The sequence below is a fragment of the Gymnodinialimonas sp. 202GB13-11 genome (assembly GCF_040932485.1).
In the GTDB taxonomy this organism is placed as follows: domain Bacteria; phylum Pseudomonadota; class Alphaproteobacteria; order Rhodobacterales; family Rhodobacteraceae; genus Gymnodinialimonas; species Gymnodinialimonas hymeniacidonis.
In genome coordinates this window covers 3,370,093-3,385,106 of sequence record NZ_JBFRBH010000001.1, presented here as the reverse complement: position 1 = coordinate 3,385,106, position 15,014 = coordinate 3,370,093, and the positions used below count along the sequence as shown (strand labels likewise).

The following is a 15,014-nucleotide window of genomic DNA, read 5'->3' as shown; positions in this document are numbered from 1 at the left end:
CATGATCTATGACGCCATTGTCGTGGGCGGCGGGCCGTCCGGCGCCACCGCTGCTGAGGATCTGGCACGCTCGGGCCACACAGTTGCGATGATCGACCGGGCGGGGCGGATCAAACCCTGTGGCGGCGCGATCCCGCCGCGCCTGATCCAGGATTTCTTCATTCCCGATGAGCAGCTTGTGGCGAAGATCACTACGGCTCGCATGATCTCTCCGACCAAGCGCAAGGTGGATATCCCCATCGAGAACGGCTTTGTCGGGATGGTCGACCGGGAGCATTTTGATGAATTCCTGCGGGACCGCGCGGCTTTGGCCGGGGCGGATCGTTTGACAGGGACATTCACCAAGATCACCCGCGACGACGCCGGCACCCATGTGCATTACCGCGACAAGGCCAAAGGCGACGAGAAGGTGCTGACGGGCAAGATTGTCATCGGCGCGGATGGCGCGCGGTCGAACGTGGCGCGGGCCGAGGTCGAGGGCGGGGACAAGATCCCCTACGTCATCGCCTACCACGAGATTATCGAAAGCCCCGGTCCACGCGGCGACTACCACCCGGACCGCTGTGATGTGATCTACGACGGAAGCATCAGCCCGGATTTCTACGGCTGGGTTTTCCCGCATGGCCATTCCGCGAGCGTTGGCATGGGATCGCTGGTGAAGGATGTGGACCTGAAACGGGCGACGGCGGCATTGCGCGTCGCCTCTGGTCTTGATGATTGCAAAACGATCCGTAAGGAAGGCGCGCCTATTCCGCTGAAGCCACTGGATCGCTGGGACAACGGGCGCGATGTGGTGCTGGCAGGCGATGCCGCTGGCGTTGTCGCCCCGTCCTCGGGCGAAGGCATCTACTATGCGATGGTCGGTGGCCGTGTGGCAGCGACGGCTGCTGCTGCGTGCCTGCAATCGGGTCGCGTGAAGGATCTGCAACTGGCGCGGAAGCTGTTCATGCGAGAGCATAAGCAGGTCTTCAAAGTGCTGGGGGCCATGCAGAACGCCTATTACAAATCCGACGAACGGCGCGAACGCTTCGTGACGCTGTGCCACGACATCGACGTTCAGCGCCTGACGTTTGAAGCCTATATGAACAAGAAGCTGGTCAAGGCGCGGCCGTTGGCGCATATCAAGATTGGTATCAAAAACCTCGCACATCTGACCGGAATCGTGAGCGCAACGCGAGCATGACTATTCATATTCCCACATGGGTGGATGGCACCCTTCAGCCTGTGGAAAAGCTGGAAGCGCATCAGCGCGGCCTTCGACACAAGGCAATTTCGGTGTTCATCCTGCGCGATGGCAAGGTGCTGCTGCAACGCCGTGCGCTGCACAAATATCATACGCCCGGTTTATGGGCGAATGCGTGCTGCACCCATCCCTATTGGGAAGAAGATGCGTTAACCTGTGCGACCCGGCGATTGAACGAAGAGCTTGGAATCGCTGGAGTTTCGCTGGAGTTTCGGGACACTGTGGAGTATCGCGCCGATGTGGGCGGTGGCCTGATCGAGCATGAAGTTGTGGATATCTTTGTGGGTGAAATGCCCGCAGGTAGGGAGCCTGTGCCGAACCCGGATGAGGTGATGGACACGATCTGGACGCCGTTGGATACGCTCGCCGAGGACGTGCTGCGCGCGCCGGATACGTTCACGCCATGGCTGCAGATCTACCTGCGCGAACATGCGGGTGTGATCTTCGGGTAATTGTCCCGTTTGGGAGAAGATGCTCCCGAATGGGAGCAGTTTTGACACCGAAGGGCCCAAGATCCCTCCCGTTCGGGAGCATTTCAGGCCCGCGATTTTTCCTCGAATTGGCCAACTGTGACGCCGAGCGCATCGAGCGCCCGGGCCGCGATGTCGTCAGCTGTCAGACCCGCATCCGCGTACATGTCGGCAGGGCTCGCCTGGTCGATAAAACGGTCGGGCAAATGCATCGTGCGCACAGCGCAGCGACCGTCGAGTTGGCCGGTGTCGGCGAGATGGTGCAAAACGATGCCACCAAAGCCAAGCATGGCCCCCTGTTCGAGGGTGATGAGCGCGCCGTGATTGGCCATGAGCTGATCCACCAGATCGGTGTCGAGCGGCTTGGCGAAGCGAGCGTCGGCGATGGTGACGGTGAGTCCACGCGCTTCCAGCGCTTTGGCGGCGTCTTTGGCCTCTTCAAGATGAGCACCGAGGGATAGGAGGGCGACGTCGTGGCCTTCTTGGATCACGCGACCCTTGCCGATTTCGAGGATTTCGCCGGTCTCGGGCATCGCGACGCCCGTGCCCTCGCCGCGCGGATAGCGGAGCGCGATGGGGCCGTCATCGTGGGCGGCGGCAGTGGCGAGCATGTGGACGAGTTCAGCTTCATCGGCGCAGGCCATGACGGTCATGTTGGGAAGGGCGGCGAGGTAGCCGATGTCGAAGGCCCCGGCATGGGTCGGGCCATCGGCCCCGACAAGGCCCGCACGGTCGATCATGAAACGGACCGGCAGGTTTTGCAGGGCAACATCGTGCACAACCTGATCGTAGCCGCGTTGCAGGAAGCTGGAATAAATCGCGCAGAAGGGTTTGAGACCGCCTGCGGCCATCCCGGCGCTGAACGTGACGGCGTGTTGCTCGGCGATGCCCACGTCAAAGACGCGGCGCGGCATGGCCTTTTGCATCGTGGCGATGCCCGTGCCGCCGGGCATGGCGGCGGTGACGCCGACGATGCGATTATCCGTCTCGGCCATGCGTAACAGGGTCGTTCCAAAGACGCCCGTGTAGCTGGGAGCGTTGGGGGCGCTTTTCTTCTGCTGCCCGGTGGCAATGTCGAATTTGGCGACGCCGTGGTAGCAGTCATCGGAAAGCTCGGCGGGACTGTATCCCTTGCCCTTCACGGTGACGGCGTGGATCAGAACGGGCCCATCGGCGCGGGCCTTGGCGGCGCGGAGGGTCGTGAGAAGTTCGTCCATGTTGTGGCCGTCGATGGGGCCGACATAGGTGAAACCGAGATGTTCGAAGAGCGTGGCGGAGGGCTGATGCCCGGTGACGAGTTCGCGGGCGCGTTCAGCCCCCTTGCGGATCGGCTCCGGCAGATGGGAGGCGACGCCGTCGGCGATGTCCTTGAGGGTCGCAAGTGGCGATTGGAGGTCCGTCAGATATCGCGACATGGCACCGACAGGCGGCGCGATGGACATTTCATTATCGTTGAGGATGACAAAGAGACGCTTTCCCAGATCGCCCGCGTTGTTCAACGCCTCGTAGGCCATTCCGGCGGAGATGGAGCCGTCACCAATAACGGCGATGGCGTCGCCGGTCGCCTCGCCAAGATCGGAGGCCATCGCAAAGCCAAGCGCGGCGGAGATCGAGGTGGAGGAATGGGCGGCGCCGAACGGGTCGTATTCGGATTCGGCGCGTTTGGTGAAACCGGAAAGGCCATTCTTCTGGCGGAGCGTGCGAATGCGGTCGCGGCGGCCGGTTAGGATCTTGTGGGGGTAGCATTGGTGGCCGACATCCAAGACGAGTTTGTCGTAGGGTGTGTTGAAGACGGCGTGGATGGCGACAGACAGCTCGACCACACCAAGGGACGACCCCAAATGCCCGCCTGTTTCAGATACGGCGGAAATTGTCTCAGCCCGGAGTTCGTCGGCGCATTGGGCGAGTTCACTGTCAGTCAGCCGCCGCAGATCGGACGGATAGATAACGCGGTCGAGCACAGGGGTTTCGGGGCGATCCATGGGTCATTCTCCGTCTCTGTTGGGCTGTTTGGGCCCAAAACCGGTGGGGTCTGACGTCCACCAGGTAGGTCAACGGCGGCGAGGATGATCCCCGCCGCCGCGTGTGCCTATTCCGATGCGGCCTCTTCCCAGGCCGAGTAGTCCGGCGGGCCGTCGATCACATTCAGCTCGGGCCAATTCGCGATCACGTTCAGGCCGTTCAACGGCTGCTGATAGCCCTGGTGACAGGTGCGGCAGGCCGCCAAAGGCGCGTCGCCATAGACCGGGCCGAGGCGATTTTCGGGATACACATCCTCAAGCGGGAGGAGGTATTCCGCGATCATCTCTTGCACCATGATGATGCCAAGGGAGGCTGTGCCCCATTGCGGCGTGTTCTGAGCGCCATCGTAGAACGCGCGAGAGTTGTGGCAGAAGACACAATTCACACCCAACGAGTTCGCAATGTAGTTCATGAACCCATAGGTCATTTCGGCCTGCTGGATCAGCGGATCCCCGGGCTGCTGCTGCACACGGCTTTCAAGGTCATGCACGGCGATCTGGGCATAGCCACCTTCTTCACTCTCAAGCAGGTAGGTTTCCAGATAGGTGGACGGCAACGACGTGAAGTTCGAGGTCATCGTCGCCCGGTTCTGGATCGCAGGCCAACCTTCGGCGTTCGTGTTCACCGGACCGACACGGAACCAAACGTTGTTCGGCACCGGCTGGCCGCGGTGGCAGGTGTAGCAGGTGACGCCGACTTCGTAGTTGGCGTTCACATGGGCATCCCAGTTCACGTTGATGTTGCGTGTCATGAGGAGCATGTTGCGCGCCACGACCTTGGTATAGAGGTCATCGTCGGCATATTCCCCATCCGCCGCATTGGCGTGGCAATAGGTGCAGCCTTCTTCCGGGGCGACCCATTGCGTGATCGCACCCATCAGGCGATTGAAGTTGGCATCGGTGAGATCGCCCAAAACCTGAACGTTCTCGTAGATGTCGCCGGCCAGTTCCTCACCTTCTTCCGGTACGAACGGCTCGTCCGTGTAGAAGTCGATGACGGTGGGATCCCCGGCCGCGAGGTCGCTTTCGAACTCTTGCACATGCATGCCCGTACCGCGCGGACCTGTCTGCATTGAGGCCGTCGCATAGGGTTGCCCCCATGCGATGATCATTACCGCGACGAAGATGGCCCCACCCAGGGCGCCCACCGCGATGGCGGGGCCGAAGATGTTGGTGGGGTTGTCATCATTCCATTGATCAAACCACTTGGGAAACATCTCTTACTCCTCCCCACGGGTCACGCCGCCGAAATCCTCGTAGCTGCCGTAGGCTTCATAGCCATAGGGTTCGAGGTAATCGGGTGCGAAGTTGTGTTCCTGGGCCCAGATGAACCAGTTGTCCACGACCGTGCCGGTCAGAAGGATACCGATCCCGCCGGTGATGGGGGTCAGGACCGCGAACCACCAGGCCCAGCGGTGAATGCCTTCCATCGTGGCGTTGAAGCCCATGGTCCAGCGCCAAAACAGGCCGGCACGCTCGGACGCGGTGCCGCGGTCGATGATCTGTTCCAACTCACGGTCGCCGCCGTAGCGGGAGACGGCGAGGATCGTGGCGCCGTGCATCGCAAAGAGCAGGACGGAGCCGTAGAGGAACACGATCGAAAGCGCGTGGAACGGGTTGTAGTAGAGGTTGCCGTACCGGATCGAGAACGCGGTGGTCCAATCGAGGTGCGGGAAGATGCCGTAAGGCACCGCCTCGGACCACGATCCCATCAGGATCGGGCGGAAGAGGCCCAGCACAAGGAACAGCCAGATCGCGGCAAGGAACGCCCATGCGATGTGCTTGCCCATCTGGTGTTGCACGGCCAGCAGGTAGGTCCGCAGCCACCAAAACATCACCGAGATCAGCAGGAAGAAGCTGGAGATGATATACCAGCCACCGTCATTTAGCGGCGGCATGGAGAGGCCATGTTCCGGGCCTGGAGGCTCTAGCGCCAGCCAGAAGAGCTGCCGGATGAATTCAGGCACTGACCAATCGACTTGGGACAACATATTGAAGCCGACGATATTGAACCATGCCAGACCCGTCGCAAGGCTGATTAGCCCTGCCCAACCCAGATAGATCGGCCCAAGCTGTGCGTTGCCCAGCCAACCCAGCAGGGTGGAGAAGCTACCATCGCCGTAGCGCTTGCCGCCGAGCACGTTGTCGCCGGTATTCTCCATCCCCGCTTCTGGTTCGCCTTGAACCTGAACCTGGGTGAAGATGTTTTGGTATTCGAAGTAGGCCATTACTCGGTCCCTCCCTCGGCTGCGCCGGAGACGTCGGCATAACCAGCCTCGGTTCCGTAGGTCTCAAGACCTGTGGTGTCGTAGACCGGGACCGGTGGGTGATCGGGCCAGATCGGCAGATCGAGCCACCAGTTCCACCATTCGGGCCAGCCGGACGTCCAGACGGGGCCAGAGATCACGATACAGACCGCGCTCCAGAACCCTGCGGCAAGCGCCAACAGAAGGCCGACGCGGTGGATTCCCAGCGTACCGACCGAATAGCCGATGAAATCGCGGAAGAACGTGTCTTCGTGATCCGGCGTCTTCATGATGGTGCCCTTTTGCGGGTTCGCCGCAGACAGGATCAGGCCACCATGCAGCGCGAGCGCGAAGGTCGTGGTGAAAAAGAGTGTCACCGCGATCATGTGAGCCGGGTTGTAGTGGAAGTGCAGGTAGGCGTAGCCCACATTGCTCACCCAATCGAGATGGCTGAAAATCCCGTAAGGGAAGCCATGGCCCCAAGCGCCCATCAGAAGCGGGCGGATCACCACCAGCGTGACATAGGCAAAGATCGCGAAGCTGAAGGCGAAGGGCACGTGATAGCCCATGCCCAGTTTGCGGGAAATCTCAACCTCGCGCAGCGCCCAGGAGCAGAACGCCCCGACCGCGCAGAAGGTGATGATCTGCCAAAGCCCGCCTTCCATCAAAGGCGCGAGACCGAGACCGTAGCTCAGGTCAGGCGGCGCAATGTGAATGGTCCAGGGGTTGAACGTGCCTTGCATGGCCGCGCCCCAGAAGATCAGGATGGTGCCCAAAAGGGCGAAGAAGGCAGTCGTGACCCCGAAGAAGCCCACATAGAAAGGGCCAACCCAGAAGTCGAACAGATCGCCGCCAATAAGCGTCCCTCCGCGGACGCGATATTTCTTTTCGAAGCTCAGCAAAGCCATGCGCTCTCTCCGGTTTTTGGCGGCGTTGTCCCTCGGATCAGCCGTCAGTCATCTAGCGTTTTTTGGTTTGCCGCGGGCGAGACGGGTAAGGCCCCGCCCGCAGCTGTCGTTATGGATGCCGTAAAGCACGGGGTCGGGGGCTTACTCGCCGCCGAAACCCATGTTCATGGCGGCCGACTCGAACCAGTTCATGCCCGAGCTCAGAACCACCAGGTGGATCATTGCTGCGAGCAGGAAGAGGAAGACGCCCTGAGCCACGAAAACGCGGCGCGGGTCGAAGATGAGCCAGATCTTGTAGAACTTAGCCATGTCTCGTCTCCCTCAACCGAACCAAGGGGCCCAGAAATACGTGGCGATATGAGCAACGATGGCGACGGCCGAGAACAGCCAGAGCCCGCTCATATACACCGCGTGCAGTTCCTGCGCCTGTTCGTCGGTGAGACCTGTGAAAGACAGGTCGGAATTATCAGCCATATTTTCCTCCGGAACGTCAGACTGATGCCGCAAACCCTGCGGCCGGGCCCCGACAAGGCCTCATTGCCCTGCCGGCATTCCACCGCGACTCGTTCAAGTCGCTGTGAAAGCTCAGTCCCCGGCTCCGGTCGTCACGCCGAGATGTTTGCGTGGCCGTGATCTGCGCACCTGGGTCTAGTCAGGCTTGGTTGCGCGGATCAGGGCGTGGTCTTCGCTTCAGGCCGAGAAGATCATCGGTGTGATGATGCTTGCCTGCGCATAGGCCCGTTTGATCGGGCCCTTGTCGGTCATGCCGCCCGACTTGATCGCCGCCAACGCCCAGGTGAGCGTGGCCAGCGGCAAGGTCGCGGCAAAGATGATCGCAAAGTAGATCATGAACTCCGTCTTGGGCGGCTTGGTCGACCGCGCGACGGGGCTGTTTGAGGTCATGTCACTCATGATTTGTCCTCCTCCTCAAAGCTGAAACCGGCAGGCGCGAGGCGCTTGACGGTGTCTTCCACGACCCGCTCCGCGCCTTCTTCCAGCGCGGCTTTCTCGGCGGCGTCGCGAAGGGTCTTCGCGGCCGAGATACGGGTCAAAATCGGATGTTCTGCAACGATGCGGTCCAGCAACGCCTGCGCCTCCGGATCCCAGGGGAAATCGCGGCGGAGTGTGGCCGGCGTGGCAGCTGCGCTGTCCATGTCGGAGGCCAGCGGCAGAATGTGGAAGAGCGCATCGAACAGGCCATTGCAGACCTCTTGCAGCAGATAGGTCGCCCCCGCATAGCCCATCATCGGCGTGCCAGTGGCGCGGCGGATTGCGGCGCCGGGGAAACTGGCGGGGATGAAGGCGGGCTTCGGCCCGTGGCCAGCCGCCATTTCGGCGAGGTACATCTTTTCGTTGATCGAGCCCATCAGAACGAGGGGGCGCTTTTCGCTGACCATTGCGCGGACCTGTTCATTGTCGGTCTTCTTGCCCGCTACACGGGCGACGGCGAAGGCGCAGGGGAAGCCAAGGTCGTCTTCCAGGAACTTGCGGATGCCGCGTGCGTAGGTCTCATTCGCGACGATCCCGAAGGAGGCGGTGGCGAAGAAATCCTGTGTGACGGAGCGCCAGAGATCCCAGACGGGTTTGATGGTGGAATGCTTTTCCTGCTCGATGAACGGCTCGGGGTCGAGGCCTGTCATTTCACCGAGCTTACGGAGGAATTTGGTGGTGCTGTCGATGCCGATGGGCGCTTGCAGGTAGGGCTTGCCCAGAACCTCACAAAGGCCACGACCAAACTCGCGATACATGCAGATGTTGACGTCCGCGTTCACAAGGTTGCGCATCTCGGCCACATGAGAGCCCAAGGGCATGACCATGTTCACCTCGGCGCCGATGCCTTCGACCAGACGGCGGATCTCAGCCAGATCAGAGGGCATGTTGAAGGTGCCGTACATCGGCCCGAGGATGTTGACGCGGGGGGCGGACCCTTCCTCACGTTTTTTCTCGGGCGGCATACGGCCTTTGGTCATGCCGAATTCAGTGAAGATCCAGGTCATGGCACGGTCGGCGCTTTCCCATTGGTCTTCGTCGATGGTGCGCGGCAGGAAGCGTTGGATGTTTGTGCCTTGCGGGGTCACACCGCCACCGATCATCTCGGCAATGGAGCCGGTGACGACCACGGCTGGAAGCGCAGGATCCAGCGTGCCCCAAGCACGCTTCATCGCACCTTCGGTTCCGTCACGGCCAAGCTCTTCTTCGGCCAAGCCCGTCACCACAATGGGCAGCTCATGCGGTGGAAGACCGTCGGTATAGTGCAGGACGGAGGTGACGGGCAGGTTTTCGCAGCCGACCGGCCCGTCGATGATGCACTGGAGGCCTTTGACTGCGGTGAACGCGTAAACGCTGCCCCAATAGCCACCCGCCCTATCGTGGTCCTGAATCAGCATTTCACACCGCCATTCGCGGCGACGCGGGCCTTTTCGGCGCGCTCCAGCTTCTTGAGGTTCTGCGCGCGGAATTCGGGGCGCAGGTTGGGCGCGCCCTCCCAAACACCGGCAGTATCCTCGGTCCCGACACCTTCGAAGAAGGCTTTCATATCGACCATGCGGTCTTTGTTGCCCATCGCGGCGTTGACGACTTGCCCAAGGGAGCCGGCACCGGCGGGACCCATGAGGGGACGGGCGGAGATGAGGTTGGTGAAGTAGAGCGAGGGGATGCCAAGCTCCTTCCCCTTCTGCACCACGGGGGTGGTCCCGATGGCGAGGTCGGGCTGGATCGCTTCCATCGCGGCGCAATCATCTTCCAGCGAGGCGCGGAATTTGACCTTCACGCCACGCGCTTCCAGCCATTCGAGATCAGGCGCGGACCAAGGCGTTTTGGCGCAGGCAGTGCCAACGTAAGGCACGTCAGCGCCGGATTCGATCAGAAGGCGCGCGACCAGCAACTCAGAGCCTTCGTAGCCCGAAAGCGTGATCGTTCCGTTGATCGGAACCGACGCGAGTGCGCCCTTGATTGCGGGTAGGAACGCGTTTTGCGCTTCGGCCACCTTTTCGGCGGGGACGTTGTAGGCATCGCCAATTGCGGCGAGCCATGCGGCGGTGCCATCGTGGCCCACGGGCGCGGAGCCAACCACGGTACGACCCGCCGCTTGGAATTCACGCACGGCGCTGGTGTAGAAGGGGTGGATCGCGGCCACCACCTGACTGTCCAACGCGGAATAGAGCTCACGCCACTCACGGCAGGGAACGACCGGACCTGCCGCCAGACCGAGTGGCGCGAGCATCCCGGCGATTCCCAAGGGATCCGCAGGGAACATTTCGCCCAACAGGGTCACTGTTGGACGGTCTGAAACACCCGAGACAGGAGCCATAACTGGACCGGCCTCCACTTCCTGTCGGGCATAATTGAGCATCGCCCCTGCGAGGACATCTTTGGCCTCCGCATGGGTCGGCACTCCGAAGCCCGGAACGTCGATGCCGACGATCCGAACCCCATTAATTTCGTCAGGCAGCAGCCTGAGCGGTACTCCGGACGCGGTCGGCACGCAGAGGTTGGTGACCACGATGGCGTCGTAACGCTCGGGGTCGGCCATCTCGTGCACGGCGTCGCGGATGTCTTCGAAGAGTTTCCCTGTGACCAGGGTCTCGGAATTGAACGGGACGTACCCCACCGACCGGCGGGCGCCGTAGAAGTGGGAGACGAAGGTCAGGCCATAGACGCAGCAGGCGGAGCCGCTGAGCATCGTGCCGACGCGGCGCATCCGCAGGCCCACGCGGAGCGAGCCGAAGGCAGGGCACATCGATTGCGGCTTGTCGTGGGGGCCTTGCGGGTAGTCTTTGGCGAACTGGTCGAGGATTTCGGATTTGCCGGCGGACCGTGCCGCGGATTCCATCTCTGCGGCGCCCGCGTGACAGCCCATGCCATCCGTACCGACAGATCCGCTTTCGACGGCTTCGCCCTCGATCACATCAACCTCAGCGGTGGCGTCATATGTGACTTCGCGGTCCATCATGTGTCGTCGTAGACCACTTCGAGGGACTCTTTCGGCGCTGCGTTCTTGCCGCGCATGTCCATGTCGGTTGCCGGTTCCAGCTTGATGCCTGCGCCCGTCTCGGACCCGTCGAAAAGCTCGAGCAACTGATCCTGATTAAGAGCAACCGGGCGCATTGGCGGGGCTTCGGCCACGTTCTCACCAAGGGCAGCGAAGAGCGCACCCCACTGCGATTCAGCGGTACCGACGATCTGGTAATTCGCAGATTTCTTGCGCAGGTCATCGTCTTGCGGGATCGATGCGAGAACGGGGATGTCGACCGCTTTGGCAAAGGCTTGTGCCTCACCCGAGCCGTCATCCTTGTTGATAACAAGGCCAGCGACGCCGACATTGCCACCGAGCTTGCGGAAGTATTCCACGGCGGAGCAGACGTTGTTGGCCACATAGAGCGATTGCAGGTCGTTTGATCCGACAAGGATCACCTTCTGCGCCATATCGCGGGCAATTGGCAGGCCGAAACCACCGCAGACCACGTCGCCGAGGAAATCGAGCAGGACGTAGTCAAAATCCCAATCGTGGAAGCCGAGCTTTTCGAGAAGCTCGAAGCCGTGAATGATGCCACGCCCACCGCAGCCACGGCCAACTTCTGGGCCGCCAAGCTCCATCGCAAAGACGCCGCCGCGCTTGAAGCAGACATCGCCAATGGCGACTTCTTCGCCGGCAAGTTTCTTTTGCGTCGATGTCTCGATGATCGTGGGGCAGGCTTTGCCCCCGAAGAGCAGCGACGTGGTATCCGATTTTGGATCACACCCAATCAGAAGCACGCGCTTGCCCTGTTCGGCCATCATGTGGCTGAGGTTGGCGAGCGTGAATGATTTGCCGATGCCGCCTTTGCCGTAGATCGCGATGATCTGGGTTTTGGAGGTCGGTTCGCCCTGGGGCACTTCGAGCGTCGGCTCAGCCGCCTCGTCCCGTAGGTTCTGGTCGTAGTCTTTGAGGTTCGGAATATCCTTCACGAGGATGCCTCCCAATTCAGGATCATCTTGAGGCAAGCGGGGTCTTCGAACGCCGTCTGGTAAGCATTCGCCGCATCGCCTGCGTCGCTTGTATGTGTGATCAGGCCATCGAGGCTGAGCGCGCCGTGGTCGATCAGATCGCGGGTCGCGACAAGATCTTCACGCGTCCATTCCGCCGCGATCCGCATCCGCGCTTCACGCATGAAGGCGGGCGGGAAGGCGAAGGACAGGGGCTCAGGATAGAAACCAGCCAGAACAATTTCGCCGCCTTTGGTGAGGTGGGCAATCAGGGTGTTGAGCAGGTCGGACTGACCGGAAGCATCATAGATGCAGGTATAGTCGCGGCGCTCATCCTCATCGGGATGGAGGACGTTGTAGCCAGTCGCACCGGTCTGACGATCTGTGTCAATTTCCCAAACGGTCGGAGGCTTGCCACCGGCGGCGATGGTTAACCGCGCCAGCAGGCGACCGAAAACACCATGGCCGACGATCAACTCTGGCAGCGCCTTATCAAGACCGGCCATCGCGTGACGCGCCGTGGCGGCGAGCGCCAACAGTGCCCCTTCGGCCTTGAGCGTCGAATCGATCTTCACAACGCGGTCGGCCGCAGTGACCAGACGGTTCGATGCGCCGCCGAACAGGCCCTTCACTTCGCCGTAGCAATTTGCACCCGGAACAAACACGCGATCGCCCGGTTTGAAGGCAGTGCCAGGCGATGCTTCAACGACTTCGCCCGCCGCCTCGTACCCGGGCACAAGCGGATAGCCCATGCCGGGAAAGGGCGGCATCTGGCCGGACCAGAACAGTTTTTCCGTGCCTGTGGAGATACCGGAATGGCGCACGTCGACGACCAGATCGCCGTCAGCTGGCGCGGTCAGATCAACGGTGCCAAGGCTCAAAGCCTTTGGGCCTTCCAATATGACGGCAGTGCTATGCAAGCGCCGCTTCTCCCCTTGGTGGTCGTTTGGTGCGCCGCGGCGTGAAGACAGAATCTTCGGGCGCAATTCGTTAAGTGTCAGTCTAACCTGACACTATGGTATGTCAATGTGAATAGACATTTCTCTCGCAAGTGTTCTGCGCGGTTTACAGTTTCCGTGCGTGAACAAGCCCCGTCACAAAGGGGCGGCTTGTTTTAACTTTCCGAACCTCTGCAAACCCGGCGGCTTGAAGGTGAGCCGCAATCTCGTCCGCGCTTCGCGCCCGCCCCGTTTGCATCGCCATGCAATAGATCCCGAAATACGCGTCACCCGCGCGGGTTGGCTGACTGCCGCCGGACATAGGCTCGGCAATGATGATGCGGCCGTTTTCCGGAAGCGTATCGTGCACCTTCTGCAGTAGGGCTTCGACCGTTTCATCGGCATGGTCGTAGAGAACACGCACAAGGCTGATCGTGTCGGCACCTTTGGGCAGAGGGTCACCGCGGAATGAACCGCCGGTGATGGTTGCGCGGTCTGCCAGGCCTTCCCGCTGGAAGCGAGCGGTGGCGGGGTCGACAACTTCGGGGAGGTCGAAAAGCTGAAGTTTCAAATGCGGATTGGCATGGGCAGCGGCGGTCAGGAACACGCCGGTGCCGCCGCCAACATCTAGTAGTGTGTTCGTTTTCGACAGGTCGAGATGGGCGAGCGCCTCTTCCGCGACGAGGGTTTGACTGTCGGCCATCAGCTCGGAATAGGTGGCAGCGACTTCAGGATCCGCCTCACCGGTCGCGCCGAAGACGTAGGGCCAGAATTGCGCAAGCTCGGTGTCGGTGCCATCGCGAAAGAACGTCACCGGATCAGAGAGGTCACGGTAAAGCACGTCGTGGTGACGGATCATCTGCTGCAAGCCCGGGATGACGGGAAGTGCTGCACCCAGACGACCCAGCGCGTAGCGCCCATCGGATTGGCGGGACATCAGGCCAAGGGCGCTGGCGGCTTGGGCGAGGCGTTGCAAGCGGAGTTCCGGCAGGCCCGTGCGTTGGGCGAGATCGCTCAGCGTGCGCGGTTGGCCAGCCAGATGATGCGGCATGTCGAATTGCACAAACGCCATCAACACCTGCGAATGCACAAAGCCAGCGACCAGATCGAACAGCGCCTCGCCATCCTTCCGCGCGACGGTCTTCGCAATCGGCAAACGGGCGGCGCGTTTCTGGAAACTGCGGGAGCCAATCAGCGCGGTGCGCCACGCATAGAAGCGGTCTTTCAGCGACGGACGCGGGGTATCCGGATCGGCAAGCGTCATTTACTCGGCGGCCGTCACGGGTGGCATGACGGGCGTCAGGCGTTCGGCAGTCTTGCGGACCATATCGGCCAACATCGCCTCGCCGGGACAAGACGGGATGGAGGAGATTGCGCCAGACAGAATATCTTCCAGATGCGTGATCGCACCGCGCACGCCATATTCGGTGACGGCATTCGGGCGGTCATGGATTTCGTCTTGGTGCGCGGGCTTGCCCAGCGTCGCCTCATCATAAAGCGCGTCGCGCAGATCGTCGGCCACTTGAAACGCCTCACCAATGCGGGCGCCGAGTTCCGTCCAGGGCTCCGGATCTTCGCCAGCGGCGGCGGCCCCCATGCGTGTGGCAGCGGTGAAAAGCGCGCCTGTTTTGGCGCGGTGATAGGCGGAAAGGTCGATCTTCTCCTCACTCTCCCACCCCTGCCCTGCGCAAATCCCGCCGGGCATTCCGGTGGATTCGCCAAGCACGCGCAGCAGCGTGATGGCGCGCATAGGGTCGGCTTCGGCGACACGCGTGAGGGTTTCAAAGGAAGCGATGATCAGCGAATCGCCGGTCAGCAGCGCAAGCGGTTCGCCGTAGGCTTTGTGGACCGTGGGCTTACCGCGCCGGATGTCAGCATCGTCGAAACATGGCATGTCGTCATGGACAAGGCTTGCGCAATGGATCAACTCGATCGCTGTCGCTGCGGCATCGGACATTGCGGGAAGATCATCACCGCAAGCGAGCGCCACAGACAGGCAGATTGTCGGGCGAATGCGTGCACCGCCAGGATTCACTGCATAGTCCAAAGCTGAGGCCAGCTTGGGCGGAGCCGATGCGCCCTGCCCTTCAGCAATGGCCGCCGCAATGGCGCTTTCGATCCGGGATTTCAAAGGCATTACAGCGCCCTCCGCCAAGGGATTCGGGGCGTGCTCTAACACCCCAGTTGTAAATCAGACTGGACATATCTTGGCGACGTGTCAAC

General features: G+C 61.5%; 15 protein-coding genes. 2 read left to right on the top strand and 13 right to left on the bottom strand.

Features of this window, described 5'->3' with window-relative positions; all coding sequences use genetic code 11:
- The first annotated feature begins 1 nt into the window (after position 1).
- The gene (locus V8J81_RS17260) at positions 2 to 1,183 is read left to right on the top strand and encodes a geranylgeranyl diphosphate reductase (protein ID WP_368476986.1); all 1,182 of its coding nucleotides are present in this window, start codon (positions 2 to 4) and stop codon (positions 1,181 to 1,183) included.
- Positions 1,180 to 1,695: an isopentenyl-diphosphate Delta-isomerase gene (gene idi / locus V8J81_RS17255; protein ID WP_368476985.1), complete on the top strand. Its 516-nt coding sequence runs from the start codon at positions 1,180 to 1,182 to the stop codon at positions 1,693 to 1,695. The genes V8J81_RS17260 and idi overlap by 4 nt, the downstream gene beginning before the upstream one ends.
- 83 nt (positions 1,696 to 1,778) lie before the next feature.
- Here the strand turns inward: idi and dxs are convergent, their stop codons facing one another.
- From dxs to V8J81_RS17190, 13 genes are all read right to left on the bottom strand, one after another.
- Positions 1,779 to 3,695, bottom strand: coding sequence for a 1-deoxy-D-xylulose-5-phosphate synthase (gene dxs / locus V8J81_RS17250; protein ID WP_368476984.1), 1,917 nt, complete (start codon positions 3,693 to 3,695; stop codon positions 1,779 to 1,781).
- Between the two features lie 107 nt (positions 3,696 to 3,802).
- Positions 3,803 to 4,951: a photosynthetic reaction center cytochrome PufC gene (gene pufC / locus V8J81_RS17245; protein WP_368476983.1), complete on the bottom strand. Its 1,149-nt coding sequence runs from the start codon at positions 4,949 to 4,951 to the stop codon at positions 3,803 to 3,805.
- A gap of 3 nt (positions 4,952 to 4,954) precedes the next feature.
- Entirely contained in the window at positions 4,955 to 5,962 is a 1,008-nt protein-coding gene (gene pufM, locus V8J81_RS17240) for a photosynthetic reaction center subunit M (RefSeq protein ID WP_368476982.1), read from the bottom strand.
- Positions 5,962 to 6,888, bottom strand: coding sequence for a photosynthetic reaction center subunit L (gene pufL / locus V8J81_RS17235; protein WP_368476981.1), 927 nt, complete (start codon positions 6,886 to 6,888; stop codon positions 5,962 to 5,964). Before pufL ends, pufM begins: the two co-directional genes overlap by 1 nt.
- A 141-nt stretch (positions 6,889 to 7,029) precedes the next feature.
- A complete protein-coding gene (gene pufA, locus V8J81_RS17230; protein WP_068361690.1) occupies positions 7,030 to 7,197 on the bottom strand; it encodes a light-harvesting antenna LH1, alpha subunit in 168 nt (55 codons plus the stop codon).
- Between the two features lie 12 nt (positions 7,198 to 7,209).
- The gene (gene pufB / locus V8J81_RS17225) at positions 7,210 to 7,362 is read right to left on the bottom strand and encodes a light-harvesting antenna LH1, beta subunit (protein WP_368476980.1); all 153 of its coding nucleotides are present in this window, start codon (positions 7,360 to 7,362) and stop codon (positions 7,210 to 7,212) included.
- A gap of 216 nt (positions 7,363 to 7,578) precedes the next feature.
- Positions 7,579 to 7,800, bottom strand: a complete 222-nt coding sequence (gene pufQ, locus V8J81_RS17220) for a cytochrome PufQ (RefSeq protein ID WP_368476979.1) — start codon at positions 7,798 to 7,800, stop codon at positions 7,579 to 7,581.
- Entirely contained in the window at positions 7,797 to 9,275 is a 1,479-nt protein-coding gene (gene bchZ, locus V8J81_RS17215; protein ID WP_368476978.1) for a chlorophyllide a reductase subunit Z, read from the bottom strand. Before bchZ ends, pufQ begins: the two co-directional genes overlap by 4 nt.
- Entirely contained in the window at positions 9,269 to 10,837 is a 1,569-nt protein-coding gene (gene bchY / locus V8J81_RS17210) for a chlorophyllide a reductase subunit Y (protein ID WP_368477670.1), read from the bottom strand. Before bchY ends, bchZ begins: the two co-directional genes overlap by 7 nt.
- Positions 10,837 to 11,835, bottom strand: a complete 999-nt coding sequence (locus V8J81_RS17205; RefSeq protein ID WP_439649907.1) for a chlorophyllide a reductase iron protein subunit X — start codon at positions 11,833 to 11,835, stop codon at positions 10,837 to 10,839. Before V8J81_RS17205 ends, bchY begins: the two co-directional genes overlap by 1 nt.
- Positions 11,832 to 12,773 (bottom strand): chlorophyll synthesis pathway protein BchC, encoded by a 942-nt coding sequence (gene bchC, locus V8J81_RS17200; RefSeq protein WP_368476977.1) that lies wholly within the window; start codon positions 12,771 to 12,773, stop codon positions 11,832 to 11,834. The genes V8J81_RS17205 and bchC overlap by 4 nt, the downstream gene beginning before the upstream one ends.
- Positions 12,774 to 12,918: 145 nt before the next feature.
- Positions 12,919 to 14,055 carry a methyltransferase gene (locus tag V8J81_RS17195; RefSeq protein ID WP_368476976.1) on the bottom strand — a complete coding sequence of 379 codons (1,137 nt, stop codon included), beginning with the start codon at positions 14,053 to 14,055 and terminating at the stop codon, positions 12,919 to 12,921.
- Complete coding sequence (locus V8J81_RS17190) at positions 14,056 to 14,928, bottom strand: polyprenyl synthetase family protein (RefSeq protein WP_368476975.1); 873 nt, start codon at positions 14,926 to 14,928, stop codon at positions 14,056 to 14,058.
- Positions 14,929 to 15,014: the final 86 nt, after the last annotated feature.

Coding starts and splice junctions, on each gene's coding strand:
- V8J81_RS17260 (WP_368476986.1), top strand. CDS start 2: ATGATCTATGACGCCATTGTCGTGGGCGGCGGGCCGTCCGGCGCCACC.
- idi (WP_368476985.1), top strand. CDS start 1,180: ATGACTATTCATATTCCCACATGGGTGGATGGCACCCTTCAGCCTGTG.
- dxs (WP_368476984.1), bottom strand. CDS start 3,695: ATGGATCGCCCCGAAACCCCTGTGCTCGACCGCGTTATCTATCCGTCC.
- pufC (WP_368476983.1), bottom strand. CDS start 4,951: ATGTTTCCCAAGTGGTTTGATCAATGGAATGATGACAACCCCACCAAC.
- pufM (WP_368476982.1), bottom strand. CDS start 5,962: ATGGCCTACTTCGAATACCAAAACATCTTCACCCAGGTTCAGGTTCAA.
- pufL (WP_368476981.1), bottom strand. CDS start 6,888: ATGGCTTTGCTGAGCTTCGAAAAGAAATATCGCGTCCGCGGAGGGACG.
- pufA (WP_068361690.1), bottom strand. CDS start 7,197: ATGGCTAAGTTCTACAAGATCTGGCTCATCTTCGACCCGCGCCGCGTT.
- pufB (WP_368476980.1), bottom strand. CDS start 7,362: ATGGCTGATAATTCCGACCTGTCTTTCACAGGTCTCACCGACGAACAG.
- pufQ (WP_368476979.1), bottom strand. CDS start 7,800: ATGAGTGACATGACCTCAAACAGCCCCGTCGCGCGGTCGACCAAGCCG.
- bchZ (WP_368476978.1), bottom strand. CDS start 9,275: ATGCTGATTCAGGACCACGATAGGGCGGGTGGCTATTGGGGCAGCGTT.
- bchY (WP_368477670.1), bottom strand. CDS start 10,837: ATGGACCGCGAAGTCACATATGACGCCACCGCTGAGGTTGATGTGATC.
- V8J81_RS17195 (WP_368476976.1), bottom strand. CDS start 14,055: ATGACGCTTGCCGATCCGGATACCCCGCGTCCGTCGCTGAAAGACCGC.
- V8J81_RS17190 (WP_368476975.1), bottom strand. CDS start 14,928: ATGCCTTTGAAATCCCGGATCGAAAGCGCCATTGCGGCGGCCATTGCT.